Here is a 19,642-nt window from a genome sequence, read left to right on the forward strand (position 1 = left end):
TCACGCGGCTTCGGGGATGGGGGAGGCTGGCATCGGCACGAAGCCCGGCAGCGCCTCCACGCGGGCGAGCCACGCCCGCACTTCCGGGTAGGGTGCGAGCGAGACGCCACCCTCGGGTGCATGGGCGACGTAGGAATAGCAGGCGATGTCGGCGAGCGTCGCCCGGTCGGCCGCGAGATAGGCGCGATCGGCCAGATGGCCGTCCATGAAGGTGAGAATGCGCGCCGCGGCGGCATGGACGGTGGCGCGGTCGGCCTGGGCGCCGAACACCACCATCAGCCGGGCCAGCGCCGGCCCGTACCGCACTTCGCCGGCCGCGATGGACAGCCAGCGCTGGACCTGCGCGGCGCCGAGCGGATCGCGGGGCATCCAGCCGCTCTCCGGCGCGTAGCGGGCGGCGAGATAGACCAGGATCGCGTTGCTGTCGGCGATCACTTCCGGCCCGTCGATCAGGACCGGGATCTGGCCGAGGGGGTTGAGGCGCCGGAGCTCCGCCGCCTCGGGCTGATCCCGGCCCGCCACCGCGATGAAGCGATAGGGCAGGCCGAGCAGCGACAGGAACAGCTCCGCCCGGTGCGAGTGGCCGGAGAGGCGCAGGCCGTAGAGGGTGAGATCGGGTTCGGTCATCGTTTTGGCTCCGGTTGCCCACCCGATATCGCCCTTGCGCAGACCGCCGGAAATCCGGAGATCTAGGCAGTCAGAATTTCAATCTGTGCAGCAATCGATGGACCGGCTGGACGAACTCACGCTCTTCGTCGCGATCATCGATGCCGGCAGCCTCGCCGCGGCGGCGCGCCGCCAGCGTCGGTCCGCCGCCGCGGCGACCCGCGCGCTGGCCAGCCTGGAAGCCCGGGCCGGAACCCGCCTCGTCGAGCGGACGACCCGGCGCCTCGCCCCGACGGCCGCCGGGCTCGAACTCGCCGAACGGGCCCGCGCCGTCCTGGCGGGTTACGCGGCGGCCGTCTCGGGGGCGGGGCGCGACGCGGTGCGCGGCCTCCTGCGGATCACGGCACCGGTGCTGTTCGGGCGCAAGCATGTGGCGCCCGTCGTATCGGGCTTCCTCGATGCCTATCAGGAGACGCAGGTCGAGCTGCTGCTCGCCGACCGCAACCTCGACCTCGTGGAGGAGGGTATCGACGTCGCCCTGCGGATCGGGCGGCTTGCGGAATCGCGCCTCATCGCACGGCCGGTCGGGCGGGTGCGCCAGATCGTTGTGGCAAGCCCGGACTATCTCGCCGCCCGGGGCACGCCCCACAGGCCAGCGGATCTTGCCGAGCACGACACCATCCAGGGCTTCGTGCGCGCGGGCCTGCGGGAGTGGCGGTTCGGGGCGAACCGCGTGCGCCTGACCCCCCGCCTCATCGTCAACGAGGTGGAGGCCGCCCTGATTGCCGCCCGGGCCGGGCGCGGCATCGCGCGCGTGCTGTCCTACCAGGCGGCCGAGGACATCGCTGCGGGCCGGCTCGTGCGCCTGCTCGCGGATCACGAACCGCCGCCGGTGCCGGTGCAGCTCGTGACCCCGAGCGCGGATTTCCGGCCGGCCCGGGTGAACGCCTTCCTGGATTTCACGACCGAGGCGCTGAGAGCCTTACCGGTTCTGCGCGGCCCGTGATCCGGCGCGGAGACCGGTCATCGCGAAGGGTGCAGCGAGAGAAGCGACCGTGAAACGCCCGCGCTGCCGCAATCTGGGCGCGGAAGGCAGACTTCAACGCGGTGGTGAATCGGGCGACCGCCGCTCTCGACCGCCGCCCCGGGATCCTGACGATCGAGGGCCACGGGTTCTGCAAGCCAGTGTCGCCGCGCGGAATCGATGTCGGCGTCCCGCTCGCCCCGGCGTATCGCGGGGCGTTCGCGCATCCGACCGACGCATCGGATCCTGTTGTCGACGCATAGTGATCTGTCGCGCGGCGGGGTTCCGCTGCGGTCGGGGAGATGCGATGCGCTGTGACGCACCCCGCCCGCGTCGCGAAGCGTTCCCATGACCGATCGCCCAGAGCAGGCTCTCAACCCCGCGGTCGCCCAGGCTGCGCCGCCCGCCACGTCGATCCCGCGGCTGATCGTGGTGTTGGCCTGCGCGGGGTTCGGCAGCACCTTCGCGCTGCGCTCGGTCGAGCCACTGGTCGGCGTGCTCGCCCGGGATCTGGCGAGCGACGCCCACACGGTAGCGCTGCTCTCCACCGCCTTCGCGCTGCCCTACGCGTTCATCCAGCCGGTGCTGGGGCCGATCGGCGATGCACTCGGCAAGGAGCGGGTGATGAGCACCTGCCTCGCCGTGCTCGCGGTGGCCCTCACCCTGTGCAGCGTCGCCCCCGATCTCAACAGCCTGTTCGGCCTGCGGATGCTGGCCGGCGCGGCGGCGGGCGGCTGCATCCCGCTCTCCCTGGCGCTGCTCGGCGACCGCGTGCCGATGGAGAGCCGTCAGGTGGCGATCGGGCGCTTCCTCGTGGCGGTGATCCTCGGCCAGCTCTCCGGCTCGACCTTCGCGGGCCTGATCGAGGCGGCGATCGGCTGGCGCGGCGTCTTCGCGGTCACCGCCGGGGTGGCGGCCTGCGCCTGCGCCGCGACGGTGTTCGGCTTCGACCGGGCCGGACGGCCGCCTGCCCGCCGCCCGGCCTTCCGCGAGGCGGTGACGCGCTACCGGACGATCCTGGGCAATCCCCGGGCACGGGTGCTGTTCTCGGCGGTGTTCATCGAGGCCATCGCGATCTTCGGAGTCTTCCCGCACCTCGCGCCGCTGATCGAGGCCCGCGGGGAGGGCGGCCCACGCGAGGCCGGCCTCGTGCTGGCAGGGTTCGCGGTCGGCGGCCTGCTCTACTCGGCGCTGGTCGGGCTGCTGGTGCGGCTGCTCGGCCTGCCGCGGATGCTGATCGGCGGCGGGCTGATCTGCGGCGCCTCGCTCACCGTGGTCGGGCTCGCGGGCTCGTGGCCGGTCGATTGCGCCGCGCTCACCGCCATGGGGCTCGGCTTCTACATGCTGCACAACACCTACCAGACCCAGGTGACCGAGGTGGCACCCAAGGCCCGGGCCTCCGCGGTGGCGCTCCACGCCTTCTCGTTCTTCTGCGGGCAGGCGCTGGGCGTCGCGGTGATCGGGCAGGCGCTGGTGCGGCTCGGCCAGTTCGGGGCGCTGATGGGCTGTGCCGTCACCATCCTGGCGCTCGGCATCGCCACGGCCTACGCCCTGCGACAGAAGCCGGGACCAGTCCCCTTTGCAGGCTGAGCACGCCCTTTTCCCGGACGCCTGAAACGCAGTGGAAGGTGATCCGGGATCCAGCACAAGAAGCGCCGCGCAAGCGGCCCGCGTTCATCCCGTTGGACGCTTCGCGACGCTGTGTGCTGGTTCCCGGGTCGCATTCCGCTGGCGCTGCATGCGCCCGGGACAGGGGTGGTGCTCGAACGAACCCGCTCGGCCCTGCGATCTCCGGGGCATCCCGAACGAGCGGGCCTCAGGCTCGGCCCATCGCCAGCGCCTTGAGGTCGAAGCCCGGATCCTCCGCCTGATCGGGCGTCAGCGGCGTCCCGGCGGCGAGGAGGCGCCGGGCCACCATGTGGTCGCCCGCCCGGTCGACGGATTCCACCGCGCTCAGGCGCCCGTCGCGGAAGCGGAACACCGAGAAGGCCGGGCCGGAGCCGCGGACCACGCTGGCATCGCCGGGGCCCGACAGACCGGCGATCTGCAGCTTGTGCGGGCCCTGGTCGCTCCAGAACCAGGGCAGCGCGCCGTAGGCGGCGGGCTTGCCGAGGAGCCGGGCCGCGAGGCAGCGGCCCTGGTCGATCGCGTTCTGCACCGACTCGATCCGCACCGTGCCGTCCGCCGTGAGCCCGTGCGCGAAGGGGCTCGGGAACCGCGCGCAATCGCCGATCGCCGAAATGGCTGGATCGGGGGTAGCGAGGAACGCATCGACCCGCACGCCGTCTTCGGCCGGCAGCTCCGACTCCAGGGCGAGTTCCCGGTTCGGCAGCACGCCGATGCCGATCAGGACGAGGTCGGCGGGAAGCTCCGTCCCGTCCGCCAGCGCGATCCCGGTCGCGCGGCCGTCGCGCCCGAGGATCGCGGTCACCCCCGCCCCGAAGGCGAAGCGCACGCCCATCGCCTCATGGGCGCCGCGGAAGAACGCCCCCATCTCGGCCGAGACCGCCCGGGCCATCGGCCGGTCGGCCGCCTCGATCACCGTCACCGGGAGGCCGCGTGCGGCGGCGACCGCGGCGAATTCCAGCCCGATAAAGCCCGCGCCCACCACCACGATGGCCCGGGCCGCCGCGATCTCGGCTTGGAGCGCGTCGGCATCCGCGAGGCCGCGCAGCTGGTGCACACCGCCGAGGTCGGCCCCGGGGACCGGCAGGGGGCGGTTGCGGGCGCCGGTGGCGAGGACGAGGTGATCGTAGGGAAGGCTGTCGCCGTCCGACAGGGCGAGGCGGCGCGCGGCCCGGTCGATCGCGACGGCCCGGATCCCCGGCCGATGCGTGATCGCATGCTCGGCGAAGAAGCCGGGCTGGCGCAGGAACAGGCCCTCCCGGTCGGTCTTGCCGGCGAGATAGGCCTTCGACAGGGGCGGGCGCTGATAGGGCAGGGCGGTCTCGTCGCCCACCAGGGTGATCGGCTCCCGGAAGCCGCCCTCGCGCAAGGAAGCGGCGAGCTGGAAGCCCGCCTGGCCCGCGCCCGCGACGACGATCCCGGCCGCGCTCATGCCCGGGCTCCCGCCAGTACCAGGCCGCTCTGCGCGACGCCCGGCAGGCTGTTGGCGCCCTCCGACATCAGGTAGGACCAGACCGCCGAGGCCGCCGGCCCCAGAACCTTGTCGGCGCGCCGGACCGCGTACCAGTCGCGCCGGATCGGCAGGCCCTTCACGTCGAGGAGCACGAGGCGCCCGCTCTCCAGCTCGGCCGCCACCGAGTGCACCGAGAGCAGCGCGATGCCGAGCCCGGCCATGACGGCCTGCTTGATGGTCTCGTTCGAGCCGGTGTCGATCTCCAGCGGCGCCCGCTTGACCAGCACGCCGGCCATGAATTCCTCGAACACCATCCGCGTGCCCGAGCCTTCCTCCCGCAGGAAGAACGGCTGGTCGGTGAGATCCTCGCGGGCGAGGCCGGGCCGCCCCGCCAGGGGATGGTCCGGGGCCGCGATCAGCACGATCGGGTGCGGCCCGAAGGTGGCGGCCTCGATCGGGAAGTCCCGGGGCGGGCGGCCCATCAGCGCGAAGTCGATCTCGTAGCCGCGCAGGGCCTCCACGGTCTGGCCGCGGTTGCGCACCGACAGGCTGATCTCGACCCCCGGATGCTTCTTGACGAAGCCGGCGATCACCTGCGGCGCGAAATACTTGGCGGTGGAGACGACGCCCAGTGCCACGCGCCCGCCCTCGGCGCCGCGGAGCGTCCGCAGGCGGTCGGTGCAGGTCTCCAGCACCGTGTTGATGCTGTCGATCGCCCAGAGCATCTCGCGGCCGGCATCGGTCGGCTTGAGGCCGCCGGGCGTCCGGTCGAACAGCAGCAGCCCGGCCTCCTCCTCCAGCTGGCGGATGCGCGCGTAGAGGGCGGCCGAGGTGACGTTCAGCTCCTGCGCCGCCCGGGTCATGGTGCCGAGCCGGGCCACAGCCGCCACCGCCTGGAGCTGCTTGAGGGAGAGGTTGCGCATGGCGGATTTCTCGGCGGACATCGCGTTTTTTTCGTCCTATGGCACAAGATCGAACAGAAATCTTGAAGACCCGGCCGCGCCGTCCTGTCGATCCGGGGACAGAGACCGCTATCTTGACAGGATCGCGGCCGCTACAGAGCCGGCGCGGAACGCACGATCCCGACGGGCGGGATCCGAGCAGGAGAGTGAAGCCGATGGCAATCTCAGCGGCGATCGGGACGCCCCTCGACACCTGTCTGGCGCAGGCCGTGGAGGCAAATGCGGCGCTGAAGGATGCCGCCGCGGTGATCGCCGCGATCGCGCGCTCGGCGGTGGAGATCAGCGAGCGCATCGGGCGCGGGGCGCTCGCCGGCGACCTCGCGGCGGCGGGCGACCACAACAGCGACGGCGACGTGCAGAAGGCGCTCGACGTGATCGCGCACGAGAGCGTGACGGCGGCCCTGCGCGGCGCGCCCGTGGCCGAGGTCGCCTCCGAGGAGGCCGAGGAGGTGATGCGGCTGAACCCCGACGCGCCGCTCGCCGTCGCCATCGACCCGCTCGACGGCTCGTCCAACATCGGCGTCAACATGGCGGTGGGGATGATCTTCGGCATAAGGCCGTCGATCAAGGACCCGGCCAATCCGCTCGCCTCGTTCACGACCCCCGGCTCGGCGCAGATCGCGGCGGGCTTCGTGACCTACGGCCCGGCCACCGCGCTGATCCTGACGCTCGGCCAGGGCACCCAATCCTACGTGCTCGACCGCAAGGACGGGACGTTCAAGCTGACGAGCCCGGCCATGGCGGTGCCGGCCTCCGCCAAGGAATTCGCCATCAACGCCTCGAACGCCCGGCACTGGGACGCGCCGGTGAAGGCCTATATCGAGGATTGCCAGCGCGGCACCGAGGGCCCGCGCGACAAGGACTACAACATGCGCTGGCTCGCCTCCCTGGTGGCCGACATCCAGCGCGTGCTGACCCGCGGCGGCGTCTTCCTCTATCCCGGCGACGCCCGGAAGAACTACGCCCGCGGCCGCCTGCGGCTCCTCTACGAGGTCGCCCCCGTGGCGATGCTGGTCGAGCAGGCCGGCGGCGCGGCGACCGACGGTCAGCAGCGCATCCTCGACATCGTGGCGACCGGCATCCACGAGCGCGCCCCGCTGGTCTGCGGCTCGACCGAGGAGGTCGAGTGCGTCGCCGCCTATTACGGCGGCGGCAAGCCCGATGCCGGCCGCTCGCCGCTCTTCGGCCAGCGCGGCCTGATGCGGTCATAACCGCAACGCGACGTCGTAAAAATGTCGGCGCGGCATCCCATCATCTCGGTGACCGGCTCCTCGGGGGCCGGCACGACCTCGGTGCGCAACACCTTCGAGCAGATTTTCCGCCGGGAGGATGTGCGGGCGGTGTTCATCGAGGGCGACGGCTTCCACGCCTTCGACCGGGACACGATGCGGGCGATGATGGCGCGGGAGCCGACCCTGTCGCACTTCGCGCCCCGGGCGAACCTGCTGCCGGAGCTGGAGGCGGTGTTCCGCAGCTACGCCGAGTCCGGCACCGGCCGCACCCGCCACTACGCGCATGACGCCCACGACGCGCAGGCTTACGGCATCCCGGAGGGCAGCTTTTCCGAGTGGGAGGCGTTCCCGCCGGATTCCGACCTGCTGTTCTACGAGGGGCTGCATGGCTGCGTGGCCGACCCGGATGTCGACATCGCCCGCTACGCCGACCTGAAGATCGGTGTCGTGCCGGTGATCAATCTGGAGTGGATCCAGAAGCTGCACCGGGACCGCTCGTTCCGCGGCTACTCGACGGAAGCCGTCACCGACGTGATCCTGCGGCGGATGCCCGATTACGTGCAGACCATCTGCCCGCAATTCTCCTTCACCGACATCAACTTCCAGCGGGTGCCGACGGTCGACACCTCGAACCCGTTCATCGCCCGCTGGATCCCCACCGCCGACGAGTCGATGGTGGTGATCCGGTTCAAGGATCCGAAGGGGATCGATTTCTCCTATCTGGTCTCCATGATCCACGACAGCTTCATGAGCCGGGCCAATTCCATCGTGATCCCCGGCGGCAAGCTCGACCTCGCCATGCAGTTGATCCTGACGCCGATGATCATGCAGCTCGTCGAGCGGCGACGCCGATTGGCCTGAGAGGAGGGGACACCTTGAAACGCCCTCGAACGTTGATCCCGGCCTCGGCCTCATCCTGAGATGCCTGCGTCAGCGGGCTTCGAAGGAGCCCTCCAGCCGGCCGCGCGATCCCTGGAGTCCTCCTTCGAGGCCTCCGCTGCGCTCCGGCACCTCAGGATGAGGGTGTGGATGGGATAAGCCCGCTTCGACTTGCATGTACCCGATCGTTGCTGAAAGACTTGTGATGCTGCCTCCCGTCATCGCCCCCTCGATCCTCTCCGCCGACTTCTCGAAGCTCGCGGAAGAGACGCGCGCCATCGACGCGGCCGGCGCCGACTGGATCCATCTCGACGTGATGGACGGCCATTTCGTGCCCAACATCACCTTCGGCCCGCCGGTGGTGAAGGCGCTCCGGCCGCACACGCAGAAATACTTCGACGTGCACCTGATGATCGCTCCGGCCGATCCGTATCTCGCGGCCTTCGCCGAGGCCGGTGCCGACGGGATCACGGTCCATGCCGAGGCCGGGCCGCACATCCACCGCTCGCTCCAGACCATCCGCGACCTCGGCAAGCGCGCCGGCGTGGCGATCAATCCCGGCACCCCCGCCGCCCTGGTGGAGCCGGTGCTGGAGCTCGCGGACCTCGTGCTGGTGATGACCGTCAATCCGGGCTTCGGCGGCCAGAAGTTTCTCAGGAGCTGCATGGAATCCGTGGCGCGGGTGCGCGCGATGGTGGCGGGGCGCGACATCCGCATCCAGGTCGATGGCGGCATCGATGCCGAGACCGTCAAGGCCGCGAGCCGGGCGGGTGCCGACACCTTCGTGGCCGGCAACGCGGTCTTCAGCGGCGGCCCGGGCGCCTATGCCGAGCGCATCGCGGCGATCCGCGAGGGCGCGGAGGGCGCCTCCGGCCGCGACCTGTCGTGCTGAGGGCGCTGATCTTCGACGTCGACGGGACGCTGGCCGAGACCGAGGATCTGCACCGGCAGGCCTTCAACTGCGCCTTCGCGGAGCTCGACCTGCCCTGGCGCTGGGATCCGGCCCTCTACGCCGATCTGCTCACCGTGATGGGCGGCAAGGAGCGGCTCGCCCACTACATCGACACGCAGCACCCGGCGGACGCCAAGGCGCTCCATGCGCGCGCCCCCGAGATCCATGCCCGCAAGACCGCGGCCTACGGTGCGCTCGTGGTGGAGAGCCGGCTGCCGCTGCGCCCCGGCATCGCCCGCCTGATCGCCGAGGCCCGGGCGGCCGGTATCCGGCTCGCGGTGGCCACCACCACCAGCCGGCCGAATGTCGATCAGCTTCTGGCCATCAACTTCCCGCCGGGCGACGCGCCCTTCGACGTGATCGCGGCCGGCGACGAGGCTAACCGGAAGAAGCCCGCCCCCGACGTGTTCCTCCTGGCGCTCGCCGGGCTGGAGATTGCCGCCGCGGAGGCCGTCGCGTTCGAGGATTCGGCGGCCGGGATCAGCTCGGCCCGCGCCGCCGGCCTGCCGGTCCTGGCGACCCGCAGCCGCTACACCGAGAGCCACCGGCTCGATGGCGCCTTCTCGGCGGTCTCGGATCTCGGCGAGCCCGGGCGGCCGCACCGCCATATCGCGGGCCTGGAATGGCCCGGCGGCGTCGTGGACCTCGCAGGCCTCATCCGGTGGCACGAGGCCCTGGAGGGTGGAGGCGTGGCATCCCAGGCGCCGACCAGGCGGTAGATAGGCCGGCGCGGCGGCGCGTCCCTGCACGAGTCCCGGCGGTTCCCGATCTGCACCGGGGCAAGCCGAGCGCGACCAAAGGGGGAGGGTGCATACCTCGAACACCGGCAGATAGATTTATTTCTGCAAGACTGCGTTCTAAGCCGCAAATTGATGTGAGCGCCGATAATATATTGGTGGATCTGCTATTCTTAGAAGATGAATTTTGATAACAAGATTCATTCAAAGATTTGTAGCCAGCCGCTTCGACAGGTCATAAGAAAAATACAACATTTGTGCGGACAAAGACCCATGCGATCTCCATCAATTAGAGTTGTGTTGATTGGAATCATCATCCTTATAAGTGCTTGTGTTGCCGTATTGTCGGGTATACGTATCAATGAAAGTAGAGAGAAACTGTCGGTTGCCGACCAAGTTGCGGCTTACATGGGTATCGACCGCGATCTTTTTGTGAGTTTGACCCAGGTGCGCCTGGAGCGCGGATGGGCGATGAGCGCCTTGCTGAAGGAACCCGCCGCCAACCGCGCCAATCGGCAAACCGTGCTTGAGGGCCGCACGGCGCTCGATCCGGTCGTAGATCTCGGCCTGACCGCGCTCGGTCAGGTGCCCCGTGAGACGCTGCGCGCCCGCAGCGCCGAACTCCAATCCCTCGTCCGCGAGTGGCGACGCCAGCGATCAGCCGTCGACGCGGCCTTCGACCAGCCCCTGGCCGCGCGCGATCCCGGGGTACGAAAGGCTCTGGACGAACTCGGGGCTCGTCTTCTGACGGCGCTGGAGGCCGCCTCCACGATCACGGAAGCCGAAATTCAGGCCCTCGACCCGACCTATGGTATCCTGCTCAACGCCAGGGCGGCGACATGGCTCGCGCGGACAAGCAGCAGCCGCAACACGTCGATGATCGGCGAATTCCTGGCGACCGGCCGCACGCTGACGCCCGCCGACTGGATCCGGGTCAAGGGCGCCGAGATCGAAGCGCGGACGGCTTGGACTCTCGCGAAGCGTGCCGTCGAGATCGCGGGCCCCGATGCCCGCGTCCGAGAGCCCTTTGAGCGCGCCGAAACACGCTACTTCGGCGGCCGGATGGCCGCCTTGCAGGAGGCGATCGCGGCTGCCGTCGCGGCCGGCCACAGGATCGAGCTACCCATGGCGGAGTGGAATGAGAGCGTCATCGGCGGTCAGAAGGCGATCTCCGATGCCGCAATCGCCGTGATCGACTGGGCGGCCGACCGAGCCAAAGTGTCAGCTGGTCGCGCCCGGCAGGACCTTCTCGTAGTCGTGGTCGTCGGCCTCGTCGCGACGATTCCCGCGGTGGCGGCCATCCTGATCGTGCAGTTCCGCGTCGTGCGGGGCTTGCTCGACCTGGCCGGCTTCATGCGGGGTCTGGCCGACGGGGAACTCGACAGGGTCGTGCCGGGCACCCAACGCACCGACGAACTCGGCACGATGGCCGGCGCGGTGCAGGTGTTCCGGGACAATCTCATCCGGACCCGGGCCCTGGAGCAGGAGGCGGTCGAGGCCCGGCAGGCCGGGGAGGCGCAGCGCCGCGCCGCCCTGCATCAATTGGCGGACGTGTTCGAGCAGGCCGCCGGGGCGGTCGTGCACGACGTCTCCGACGCGGCCGGCGCGTTGCAGGCCACCGCCAGAGCCATGGCGGCCACGGCCGCCGACACGGCGGCGCGCTCCACGACCGTGGCGACCGCCGCCGACCAAGCGGCATCGAATGTCGGCACGGTCGCTGCCGCCGCGGAGGAGCTGGGCACGTCGGTGCAGGAGATCGGCCGCCAAGTCGATGGTTCGGCCCGGCTGGCGCGGGAGGCCGTGGCCGAGGCGGACCAGACCGGTACGCTGGTGCAGGCGTTGAACGCCAGCGTGGCCAAGATCGGCGAGATCGTGGCCCTGATCTCGGGAATCGCCGCGCAGACGAACCTTCTGGCGCTGAATGCCACCATCGAGGCCGCCCGGGCGGGGGAGGCCGGCAAGGGCTTTGCCGTCGTTGCGGCGGAGGTGAAGGCCCTGGCCGACCAGACGGCCCGCGCCACCGACGAGATCGGCCAGCAGGTCAGTCAGGTGCAGAGCGTATCGGGGCAGGCCACGGCGGCGATCGGCACCATCGCGGCGCGAATCCGCGATATCAACGACGTCGCATCCTCGATCGCGGCCGCCGTCGAGGAGCAGGAGGCGGCCACCCAGGAGATCGTCCGCAATGTCGGGCAGGCCGCGACCGGCACGGGCGAGGTGACGCGCAACATCGCAAGCGTCGCCGGAGCCGCCGAGCAGACCGGAACCGCCGCGGATCGTGTTTTGACCGCCGCCTCCGCGCTCTCGAGCCAGTCCGAGCATCTGACGGCCGAGATCCGGCACTTCCTCGCGACCGTACGCGCGGCGTGACGCTTCGATCCGCTTCCGGCGGCTCGTACGGCAGCCGGGCCTGCACGGTGCCGTCGTGGAGCTGTGCCGCGATGACGGTGAGACGTTCGGATGCGGCGGCGTGAGCACGGGGCCTGCACGGGTCAGGGCGACCCGCAGCCGCATGCGCGACGGCGTCTTCCGGGCGGTTTCCCACCTTGGCGAGCCCGGCCGCCCGCACCGGCACATCGCCGTGTTGGCAGGGCCGGGCCGCCGGGTCACGCGTGCCTCCAGCGACCGTGGCACACGCGCTCGCCGTGGAGGCTCCGTCGCCGCGCTGCCCGGCAGGGCGCGTCCCGGTCCGCGACCCTGCCCACGACTGCGGAAGGCCGCACGGAGTTGAGTGGGTGCGCGCCTTGGCCATGCAGCAAACGACCGCGGCATCGCGCTCGCTCTCAGCAGGGTACCCTTTGTCGGCCGCGAGCTTGATTTGAATATACGATTGGCCCCGCGTTCTTTTCTATATAGTTTCTGCGCTGGCAATAGATGATTATGTAGTTTAGGGTTGTGTACAGTCAAAGATGTAACGTTTTTACTTGAAAGGCGAACGATTGAGCGTCATGTAGGGATGGTTTTGAATTCTTAGCGACGCGTGGCTGGCGATGTTTCGCATATCTGTTCGCTTCGTCCTCATTGCCGTTTTGGCATTGGTCAGTATCGTTGCGGTCGGGCTCGCAACCTTGGATGTCGTGCGGAATACCAAGCAGTTTGATGTTGCGACTCAGGCAGCGCAATATGTGGACATAGACCGCAATCTCTTCGTGAGCCTGAATTATCTCCGGGCCGAGCGCGGATGGAGCCTGATCAAGCTCGGTCTCGAGGCCGGAAGCAGTCAGAGCCAGCTGCAAATCATCCTGAAAGCCCGCAACGCCTTCGATACCGCCACCGATAATGCGCTGGCCGGACTGAGCCGCGTGCGAGACGGCGCGTTGAAGGCACGGCACGCCGAACTCCAGACGCTGGTGGATGGGTGGAAACGTCTGCGCCCCATCGTGGATGCCGCCTTCAGCCAGCCTCCTGCGACCCGCGATCCGGCGCTGCGCAAGACGCTGAGCGAGGCCGGTCTTCGCCTCCTCGCCGCGTTGGAGGCGGCCTCCGACGCGATCGAGATCGAGGTCTCTGCGTTGCAGCCCGATCTCGGCGCCTTCCTGGACGCGCGGGCTGCGACGTGGCTCGCGCGGACGTCGGGCAGCCGCGTCGCGTCCCTGGTGAGCGATCTCGCGACGACCGGTCGCGTTCCCACGCCCGCGGATTGGACAGAACTCAACGCAGCCGAAACGGAGGTTCTGGCGCATTGGCGCTTCGCCCAGCGGGTGGTGGCGATCGCCGGAGCCGATGAAGCAGTGAGGGCCGCCTATGCCCGGGCCAACGCCACGTACTTCACCGGCAGGCTGGCCGACATGCGGAAGAGTGCCGTCGCCGATGTCGCGGCGGGACGCAAGGTTTCGATCGCCGCCGCGGCGTGGGACGAGGCGATCCAGGCCCAGCAGACGATCGCCGATGCGGCGGTCGCGATCATCGACGCGGCCCTGGCCCGATCCAGGGTGGCGGCTGAGGAGGCTCGCTGGAGTCTGGTGCTTGCGGTCCTGGTCATCCTGTTCACCGTCGCACTGGCGGCGACGGCGGGTCTGACCGTGCAGTTCCACGTCATGCGGCGGCTCTTCGCCCTCGCGGCCGCGATGCGGCGTCTCACCGAGGGTCAGCTCGACGCACCCGTGCCCGGCACGCAGCGCAACGACGAGATCGGCGACATGGCCGCCGCCGTGCAGGTCTTCAAGGACAATCTGATCCGGACCCGCGTGTTGGAACAGGAGGCGGCCGAGGGTCGCCGCACCGCGGAGGCCGCGCGCCGGACGGCCATGCAGCAGGTGGCCGACGCGTTCGAGCGCGCCACCGGTGGCATCGTCGAAACGGTCTCGTCCTCGGCGAGCGGACTGCAGGCCACCGCCCGGTCGATGGCGGCGACCGCGGCCGAAGCGGCGACGCAGTCGATCACCGTGGCCGCCGCCGCCGAACAGGCGGCGTCCAATGTCGGGACCGCTGCGGCGGCCGCCGAGGAACTCGGCACCTCGGTTCAGGAGATCGGCCGTCAGGTCTCCGGCTCGGCCGATCTGGCGCAGGCGGCGGTGCGCGAGGCGGATCAAGCCGCCACACGCGTCCAGGCGCTGAACGCCAGTGTGGTCAAGATCGGCGAGATCGTCGGGTTGATCTCGGGGATCGCCGCGCAGACCAATCTGCTGGCCCTCAACGCCACGATCGAGGCGGCGCGGGCCGGCGAGGCCGGCCGGGGCTTCGCGGTGGTGGCCGCCGAGGTCAAGGCCTTGGCCGACCAGACCGCCCGGGCGACGGGCGAGATCGGCGCGCAGATCGATCAGGTCCAGGGGGCGACCGGCGCGGCGGTGGCGGCGATCGGCGGCATCGCCGGCCGGATCCGCGACCTCAGCACGGTTTCCGCCTCGATCGCCGCGGCGGTCGAGGAGCAGGGCGCGGCCACCCAGGAGATCGTCCGCAATGTCGGGCAGGCCGCGGTCGGCACCAGCGCGGTCACCGGCACGATCACGGTCGTGGCCGGTACGGCGGAGGCGACCGGGACGGCGGCGAACGCAGTCCTGGCCTCGGCCTCGGAGCTGGCGCATCAGTCGGACCAGCTCTCGACCGAGATCCAGCGCTTTTTGACAACGGTGCGGGCGGCGTAGGGGTGCGCCGATCTACCGGCCGACGCGACCGCCCAGGTTCCGCCGGCCGTTGTGCCGCTCCGCGCGCCCTTCGCTCCGCCCCTGCGCCTCGGTGGCGAACAGCATCGTGCCCGCCACCACGCCGAGCGCCGCCGCGATCCCGAGCTTGAGCCAGCGCGGATCGGCGGCCGCCACATGACCGGTCGCGCGGGCGTCGAAGCGGCCATGCGCCCCGGGATCGGTGTCGACCGGGTCGTAGAGATTGTCCGGGCGGTTTGCTTGAGCCTTCACGCTGGTCATCTCCCCTCGATAGCCATGCCGGGCGAGGTAGCCGTCGATCCAGCCCGGGATCAGCATGTTGCCGACGATCGCCTTCCAGGCCGAGGCGCCGATCCACAATTCCCGCGGCGCGTCGTGGGCCGCCTTGAACACGTGGCGGGCGATCGCCTCCGGCTGGTAGATCGGCGGCACCGGCTCGAGCTTGAGCGGCAGCCGCGAGCGCGCCCAATCGAATTGCGGCGTGTTCACCGCCGGCAGCTGGACCATCGTGAGCCGCACCCGGCTGCCGTCGTGCAGCAGTTCGCTGCGCAAGGAATCGACGAAACCCCGCACCGCGGCCTTGGCGGCGCAGTAGCTCGCCTGGAGCGGGATCGACCGGTAGGCCAGCGCCGAGCCGATATGGACGATGGTGCCCCGATCGCGCGGCACCATGTGCCGGAGCGCGGCGAGCGTTCCGTGGACCTGCCCGAGATAGGTGACCTCGGTCGCCCGGCGGAACTCCTCGGGACTCGTCTCCTGCACGGGGGCGTAGATCGTCACCATCGCGTTGTTGACCCACACGTCGATGCCGCCGAACCGCTCGGCCAGTTCATCGGCGGCCTGCGCGACGGCGTCGGCATCGGCCACGTCCGCCAGGAAGCCCAGCGCACGGCCGCCGGCCTGCTCCACGTCGCGGATGGCGCCCCGAAGGCCTGCCTCGCCCCGGGCGATCAGGCCGACATTCCAGCCCTGCCGGGCGAATTCGTAGGCGACCGCGCGTCCGACGCCGGCGCTCGCGCCCGCCACCATCACCGTATTGCGTCCGTTCCGGCTCGACATCAGGTCCCCAGCGCGCGAGAAAATCCCTGCGGCAACGTCCGATCGCGGCGATCTTTCCGCTTCCCTCCCATCACGAACCGCGTGGGCGAGCGCGTTGCTTCGTCGAAACCGGGCAGCCTATAACGCGGGCGACCTCACAGCCGCGTCGGCGGGGTCATCACCCCCGCCCGCGCCAACGAACAAAGTCCGATACGCCATGGCAGGCCATTCCCAGTTCAAGAACATCATGCACCGCAAGGGCCGGGTGGACGCCGTCCGCTCGAAGGTGTTCGGCAAGCTCGCCCGCGAGATCACCGTGGCGGCCAAGCTCGGCACGCCGGATCCGGCCATGAACCCGCGCCTGCGCGCCGCGATCCTGGCGGCTCGGGCCGAGAACATGCCCAAGGACAATATCGAGCGCGCCATCAAGAAGGCCGCCGGCGCCGATGGCGAGAACTACGAGGATATCCGCTACGAGGGTTACGGCCCCGGCGGCGCCGCCCTGATCGTCGAGGCGCAGACCGACAACCGCAACCGCACCGCCTCGGACGTGCGCTCGGCCTTCACCAAGTCGGGCGGCAGCCTCGCCGAGACCGGCGCCGTCGCCTTCATGTTCGACCGCGTCGGCGTGATCGCCTACCCGGCCTCCGTGGCCGATGCCGACACGATGCTGGAGGCCGCCATCGAGGCCGGCGCCGACGACGTGAATTCCGGTCCGGACGGGCACGAGGTGATCTGCGCCCAGGAGTCCTACGGTGAGGTCGCCAAGGCGCTCGAAGCCCGCTTCGGCGAGCCGAGCCGCACCGGCCTGATCTGGAAGGCGCAGAACACGATCGACGTCGATGACGAGACCGGCGAGAAGCTGATCCGCCTCGTCGAGGTGATCGAGGACCAGGACGACGTCCAGAACGTCTACGTGAACTTCGCCCTGTCGGATGCGCTGGTGGCCAAGCTGCAGGCCTGAGGCGGGTGCGGGGCGGGGGCGCTGATCGAACGGCGAACCCAGCATAATCCAGAGACCGGGCGGACGTGCGGCCGCTTGTCAGCGCGTTCGCTTCGATTCGAGGTTCATGAGAGATCGAGGAAGAATGCTATCGCGCTGCTCACACTCTGCATGATAGTATCTTCCAAGACACCGATCTTCAGATTGATCTTGCCGGCGGGCACCGTGACGATCTTGTCGATCTGCACTTGGCTTTCCGCGGTGAGCCCGTTCACAGGCGTCGGCTTCACATCGACGCGCAGCATCGGTACGCCCACGATCAGCTCGGTGGTGATCAGGCACACCGTCACACTGTCTAAGCCGGCGAACGCGCTATTCTGCACCACCACCCATGGCCGGGGCTTGCCCGTGTAGGCGCCCTTGGTGGCCAGAAGGACGATGGCGCCGCGATGCCTCATTGTCGAAGGTCATCGTCCAGATCCTGCACGTCTTCGATCAGCGCAAGGCTTTCGGCAGCGTCCGACGCACCCGACACCACGTGGCATTGCCGGGCGGCCTCACGTCTGAGACTGTCCCGGACGTATTGTTGCATCAGGTGCCGCAGCGCGTCGCTGGGCGTGGTCCGCTCCCGCTGCGTGGCCTCGGTGAACGCGGCCCTCAGGCGGCTGTCCGTCCTGAATTGCATCATTGCACCGTCGCGCGCCATGGTCACCTCCGGTGTACGACGAACTTGTAATCCGGATTGGCGTGACGGCAAACGCTCAGAGGCGACCGGCGTGACCGACGGCGTTCTCGCGCGCGCCGCTCAACCGTTGATCGCTGCGAGCTCCGCGCCGTACCGCTCCTGCGCGTAGGCTTCCACCGAGACCGTGTCGTCGGGCAGCTGGACCATGAAGCGCTCGGCCACCTCGGTGAGCACGATGTCGGGCCGCACCCGCGCGATGTAGGACCAATCGAGCGACGTGCTCCACACGAAGTGCACTTCTCGAAAGGTCTCGGCCAACAGGATCGTCAGCATGTACGGCATGACGTGCGAGAAGGAATCGCCGAACAGCACCATGCGGCGGGGATCGGTGGCCGCGGCGTTGCCGTAGACCACATGGGCGCCGACATGCAGCGTGTGCAGGAGGCCCGCCTTCTCCCGCGCTTCGACGATCGGGCTGGCATAGGTCCGCACCGCATCCTGCTGGATCATCACGGTCCGCGACCGCGCCCGCCGGGGCGGATCGAAGCTGCTGCCGAGGTCGCCGTCGTGGTCGGTCTCGAAGGAGGGCCGATCCCGGAGGTCCGCCCGGGGCTCGGCGCCGAGCGCCCGGCAGATCTCCGCGTAGGCGAGGTAGCAGCCCTCGAAGGACCAGTGCGTGTCGGTCCGGCAATACAGATCGGCCGCGTCGCGTCCCGCGCGCAGCGGCGTCACGAGGTCGATGCAGGTTTTTCGCCAGCGCCGCCGCCGCCGCCACGCGGCGTAGAGGCCGAGGGGGCCGGAACGACCAGGCGGCTCGCTGTGGAGGAGCCGGAAGGCCGGCGAGGCGCTGGGCCGGATCGCGATCCCGTCGAGCCGGTGATCGTAGATCATCAGCTTTTCCGGGGCGACGACGTGGCGGTAGAGGATCCCCATGGCGCGCAGCCGCCGTTCCCGCGTCGCGATCAGGCTCCGCCATTGCCAGACGCGTTCGGTCGTCTCCTCCGGGCGTTCGTATTGGCCGAGGACGTCGTTCGTCCCGGTCTTCAGGAACAGCCAGCCGTCCTGTCCGACGTGGATATGGTCGGGGTTGCTCGACGCCACGGTCACCCTCGCGAGGCAGGCCGTCCGCTTTACAGCATCGTGCCGGATCTGGAACGATGCCGCCGCGAATTCGGCAGCAAGGCGCGGGATGCCGGACCGGCATCGGACCGCCAGGATGACGCATCGTTCCGCAACCGCCCGGCCATGTCCGTCATGCCCCGCCTCGCCACCCCCGCCAAGCCTCAGAGTGCCGCCATGCGCTTCGTTCCGAGCCCCGACCCGGCGACGGATCCTGACGCCGACCGCTGGGCGGCACTTGCCGCCCGCGACGCAGGGGCGGACGGCACCTTCGTGTACGCGGTCCGCACCACCGGCGTGTATTGCCGGCCGAGCTGCGCGTCGCGCGCGGCCCGGCCCGAGAACGTCAGCTTCCACCGGACCTGCGCCGAGGCCGAGGCCGCGGGCTTCCGACCCTGCCGGCGCTGCCGCCCCGACGCACCCGGCCTCGGGGCGCGCCGGGCCGAGGCCATCGCCCGCGCCTGCCGGCTGATCGAGACGGCGGAGACCGCCCCGACCCTCGCGGCGCTCGCCGGGGCCGCGGGGATGAGCGCCTATCATTTCCACCGGGTGTTCAAGGACGCCACCGGCGTGACGCCGCGGGCCTACGCCGCGGCCCATCGCGCCGCGAGCCTCGCCGCCCGGCTTCCCGGAGCGGGCTCGGTCACCGAGGCGCTGTACGAGGCCGGCTACGGCGCGGCGAGCCGCTTCTACGCCGAGGGCGCCCCGCGCCTGGGCATGGCGCCGGCGCTCTACCGCAAGGGCGGGGCGGGCCTGCGCATCCGGTTCGGCATCGGCGCCTGCTCCTTGGGCGCGATCCTTGTCGCGGCGACCGATCGGGGCATCTGCGCGATTCTGCTCGGCGAGGCGCCGGCGCCGCTCCTGGAGGATCTCCAGGACCGGTTCCCGGGGGCGGAGATCGTGGGCGGCGATCCGGAGTTCGAGGGGTGGATGGCGAAGGTCATCGGCGTCGTGGAGGCGCCGGGACGCGGTCTCGATCTCCCCCTCGATATTCGCGGAACCGCCTTCCAGCAGCGGGTCTGGGAGGCGCTGCGGCGCATCCCGGTGGGCTCGACCGCGAGCTACGCCGAGATCGCCCGCGCCATCGGCCTCCCCACCGCATCGCGGGCCGTGGCCCAGGCCTGTGGTTCCAATCCGATCGCCGTCGCGATTCCCTGTCACCGGGTGGTGCGCGCCGACGGTGCCCTGTCGGGCTATCGCTGGGGCGTGGCGCGCAAGCGCGACCTGCTCCAGCGCGAGGCCGGGGGCTGACGGCAACCCGATGGGCAGAGGCTGGGATCGATC

General features: G+C 70.1%; 18 protein-coding genes. 10 read left to right on the plus strand and 8 right to left on the minus strand.

What is annotated here, in order from left to right:
* The gene (locus AAHG09_RS20390) at positions 1-627 is read right to left on the minus strand and encodes a glutathione S-transferase family protein (RefSeq protein ID WP_342109318.1); all 627 of its coding nucleotides are present in this window, start codon (positions 625-627) and stop codon (positions 1-3) included.
* A gap of 97 nt (positions 628-724) precedes the next feature.
* Between AAHG09_RS20390 and AAHG09_RS20395 the strand changes: the two genes are divergently transcribed.
* Together AAHG09_RS20395 and AAHG09_RS20400 are read left to right on the plus strand one after the other, a co-directional pair.
* Positions 725-1,612 (plus strand): LysR substrate-binding domain-containing protein, encoded by an 888-nt coding sequence (locus AAHG09_RS20395; RefSeq protein WP_342109319.1) that lies wholly within the window; start codon positions 725-727, stop codon positions 1,610-1,612.
* A 366-nt stretch (positions 1,613-1,978) separates the two neighbouring features.
* The gene (locus AAHG09_RS20400) at positions 1,979-3,220 is read left to right on the plus strand and encodes an MFS transporter (RefSeq protein WP_342109320.1); all 1,242 of its coding nucleotides are present in this window, start codon (positions 1,979-1,981) and stop codon (positions 3,218-3,220) included.
* A 226-nt stretch (positions 3,221-3,446) separates the two neighbouring features.
* Here AAHG09_RS20400 and AAHG09_RS20405 read toward each other — a convergent pair whose 3' ends face one another.
* Both AAHG09_RS20405 and AAHG09_RS20410 read right to left on the minus strand, forming a co-directional pair.
* Positions 3,447-4,688 (minus strand): NAD(P)/FAD-dependent oxidoreductase, encoded by a 1,242-nt coding sequence (locus AAHG09_RS20405; protein ID WP_342109321.1) that lies wholly within the window; start codon positions 4,686-4,688, stop codon positions 3,447-3,449.
* Positions 4,685-5,632, minus strand: a complete 948-nt coding sequence (locus tag AAHG09_RS20410) for a LysR family transcriptional regulator (protein ID WP_342109384.1) — start codon at positions 5,630-5,632, stop codon at positions 4,685-4,687. The genes AAHG09_RS20405 and AAHG09_RS20410 overlap by 4 nt, the downstream gene beginning before the upstream one ends.
* Before the next feature lie 194 nt (positions 5,633-5,826).
* Here AAHG09_RS20410 and AAHG09_RS20415 point away from each other — a divergent pair, with 194 nt between their 5' ends.
* From AAHG09_RS20415 to AAHG09_RS20435, 5 genes are all read left to right on the plus strand, one after another.
* On the plus strand, positions 5,827-6,882 hold the full coding sequence (locus AAHG09_RS20415; RefSeq protein WP_342109322.1) for a class 1 fructose-bisphosphatase: 1,056 nt from the start codon (positions 5,827-5,829) through the stop codon (positions 6,880-6,882).
* Positions 6,883-6,903: 21 nt separating this feature from the next.
* Complete coding sequence (locus AAHG09_RS20420) at positions 6,904-7,764, plus strand: phosphoribulokinase (RefSeq protein ID WP_342109323.1); 861 nt, start codon at positions 6,904-6,906, stop codon at positions 7,762-7,764.
* Positions 7,765-7,987: 223 nt separating this feature from the next.
* Positions 7,988-8,674: a ribulose-phosphate 3-epimerase gene (rpe, locus tag AAHG09_RS20425; RefSeq protein WP_342109324.1), complete on the plus strand. Its 687-nt coding sequence runs from the start codon at positions 7,988-7,990 to the stop codon at positions 8,672-8,674.
* Positions 8,668-9,453, plus strand: coding sequence for an HAD-IA family hydrolase (locus tag AAHG09_RS20430; RefSeq protein WP_342109325.1), 786 nt, complete (start codon positions 8,668-8,670; stop codon positions 9,451-9,453). The genes rpe and AAHG09_RS20430 overlap by 7 nt, the downstream gene beginning before the upstream one ends.
* 198 nt (positions 9,454-9,651) lie before the next feature.
* Entirely contained in the window at positions 9,652-11,841 is a 2,190-nt protein-coding gene (locus AAHG09_RS20435; RefSeq protein WP_342109326.1) for a methyl-accepting chemotaxis protein, read from the plus strand.
* A gap of 533 nt (positions 11,842-12,374) precedes the next feature.
* Here the strand turns inward: AAHG09_RS20435 and AAHG09_RS20440 are convergent.
* Complete coding sequence (locus AAHG09_RS20440; RefSeq protein ID WP_342109327.1) at positions 12,375-12,803, minus strand: hypothetical protein; 429 nt, start codon at positions 12,801-12,803, stop codon at positions 12,375-12,377.
* Between AAHG09_RS20440 and AAHG09_RS20445 the strand changes: the two genes are divergently transcribed.
* Positions 12,789-14,555: a methyl-accepting chemotaxis protein gene (locus AAHG09_RS20445; protein ID WP_342109328.1), complete on the plus strand. Its 1,767-nt coding sequence runs from the start codon at positions 12,789-12,791 to the stop codon at positions 14,553-14,555. The genes AAHG09_RS20440 and AAHG09_RS20445 overlap by 15 nt on opposite strands.
* Before the next feature lie 12 nt (positions 14,556-14,567).
* Here the strand turns inward: AAHG09_RS20445 and AAHG09_RS20450 are convergent, their stop codons facing one another.
* Positions 14,568-15,632, minus strand: coding sequence for an SDR family oxidoreductase (locus AAHG09_RS20450; protein ID WP_342109329.1), 1,065 nt, complete (start codon positions 15,630-15,632; stop codon positions 14,568-14,570).
* 196 nt (positions 15,633-15,828) lie between these two features.
* Here AAHG09_RS20450 and AAHG09_RS20455 point away from each other — a divergent pair, with 196 nt between their 5' ends.
* A complete protein-coding gene (locus tag AAHG09_RS20455) occupies positions 15,829-16,575 on the plus strand; it encodes a YebC/PmpR family DNA-binding transcriptional regulator (RefSeq protein WP_342109330.1) in 747 nt (248 codons plus the stop codon).
* Positions 16,576-16,679: 104 nt separating this feature from the next.
* Here the strand turns inward: AAHG09_RS20455 and AAHG09_RS20460 are convergent, their stop codons facing one another.
* The 3 genes from AAHG09_RS20460 to AAHG09_RS20470 all read right to left on the minus strand — a co-directional run bounded on the left by AAHG09_RS20460 (position 16,680) and on the right by AAHG09_RS20470 (position 18,340).
* On the minus strand, positions 16,680-17,012 hold the full coding sequence (locus AAHG09_RS20460) for a type II toxin-antitoxin system PemK/MazF family toxin (RefSeq protein WP_342109331.1): 333 nt from the start codon (positions 17,010-17,012) through the stop codon (positions 16,680-16,682).
* Entirely contained in the window at positions 17,009-17,260 is a 252-nt protein-coding gene (locus AAHG09_RS20465; protein WP_342109332.1) for a hypothetical protein, read from the minus strand. Before AAHG09_RS20465 ends, AAHG09_RS20460 begins: the two co-directional genes overlap by 4 nt.
* Positions 17,261-17,359: 99 nt before the next feature.
* A complete protein-coding gene (locus AAHG09_RS20470; RefSeq protein ID WP_342109333.1) occupies positions 17,360-18,340 on the minus strand; it encodes an alginate O-acetyltransferase AlgX-related protein in 981 nt (326 codons plus the stop codon).
* 195 nt (positions 18,341-18,535) lie between these two features.
* On the opposite strand from AAHG09_RS20470, the gene ada reads away from it, so the two are divergent.
* Complete coding sequence (gene ada / locus AAHG09_RS20475) at positions 18,536-19,609, plus strand: bifunctional DNA-binding transcriptional regulator/O6-methylguanine-DNA methyltransferase Ada (RefSeq protein WP_342109385.1); 1,074 nt, start codon at positions 18,536-18,538, stop codon at positions 19,607-19,609.
* The last annotated feature ends 33 nt before the right edge of the window (positions 19,610-19,642 follow it).

Source organism: Methylobacterium guangdongense (assembly GCF_038442355.1).
Classification (GTDB): domain Bacteria; phylum Pseudomonadota; class Alphaproteobacteria; order Rhizobiales; family Beijerinckiaceae; genus Methylobacterium; species Methylobacterium guangdongense.

Excerpts from the sequence above, each read along its gene's own strand:
- AAHG09_RS20400 (WP_342109320.1), top strand. The coding sequence starts at position 1,979 with ATGACCGATCGCCCAGAGCAGGCTCTCAACCCCGCGGTCGCCCAGGCT.
- AAHG09_RS20465 (WP_342109332.1), bottom strand. The coding sequence starts at position 17,260 with ATGGCGCGCGACGGTGCAATGATGCAATTCAGGACGGACAGCCGCCTG.
- AAHG09_RS20395 (WP_342109319.1), top strand. The coding sequence starts at position 725 with ATGGACCGGCTGGACGAACTCACGCTCTTCGTCGCGATCATCGATGCC.
- AAHG09_RS20455 (WP_342109330.1), top strand. The coding sequence starts at position 15,829 with ATGGCAGGCCATTCCCAGTTCAAGAACATCATGCACCGCAAGGGCCGG.
- rpe (WP_342109324.1), top strand. The coding sequence starts at position 7,988 with ATGCTGCCTCCCGTCATCGCCCCCTCGATCCTCTCCGCCGACTTCTCG.
- AAHG09_RS20420 (WP_342109323.1), top strand. The coding sequence starts at position 6,904 with ATGTCGGCGCGGCATCCCATCATCTCGGTGACCGGCTCCTCGGGGGCC.
- AAHG09_RS20435 (WP_342109326.1), top strand. The coding sequence starts at position 9,652 with ATGAATTTTGATAACAAGATTCATTCAAAGATTTGTAGCCAGCCGCTT.
- AAHG09_RS20415 (WP_342109322.1), top strand. The coding sequence starts at position 5,827 with ATGGCAATCTCAGCGGCGATCGGGACGCCCCTCGACACCTGTCTGGCG.
- AAHG09_RS20390 (WP_342109318.1), bottom strand. The coding sequence starts at position 627 with ATGACCGAACCCGATCTCACCCTCTACGGCCTGCGCCTCTCCGGCCAC.
- AAHG09_RS20450 (WP_342109329.1), bottom strand. The coding sequence starts at position 15,632 with ATGTCGAGCCGGAACGGACGCAATACGGTGATGGTGGCGGGCGCGAGC.
- AAHG09_RS20410 (WP_342109384.1), bottom strand. The coding sequence starts at position 5,632 with ATGCGCAACCTCTCCCTCAAGCAGCTCCAGGCGGTGGCGGCTGTGGCC.
- AAHG09_RS20405 (WP_342109321.1), bottom strand. The coding sequence starts at position 4,688 with ATGAGCGCGGCCGGGATCGTCGTCGCGGGCGCGGGCCAGGCGGGCTTC.
- ada (WP_342109385.1), top strand. The coding sequence starts at position 18,536 with ATGCGCTTCGTTCCGAGCCCCGACCCGGCGACGGATCCTGACGCCGAC.
- AAHG09_RS20460 (WP_342109331.1), bottom strand. The coding sequence starts at position 17,012 with ATGAGGCATCGCGGCGCCATCGTCCTTCTGGCCACCAAGGGCGCCTAC.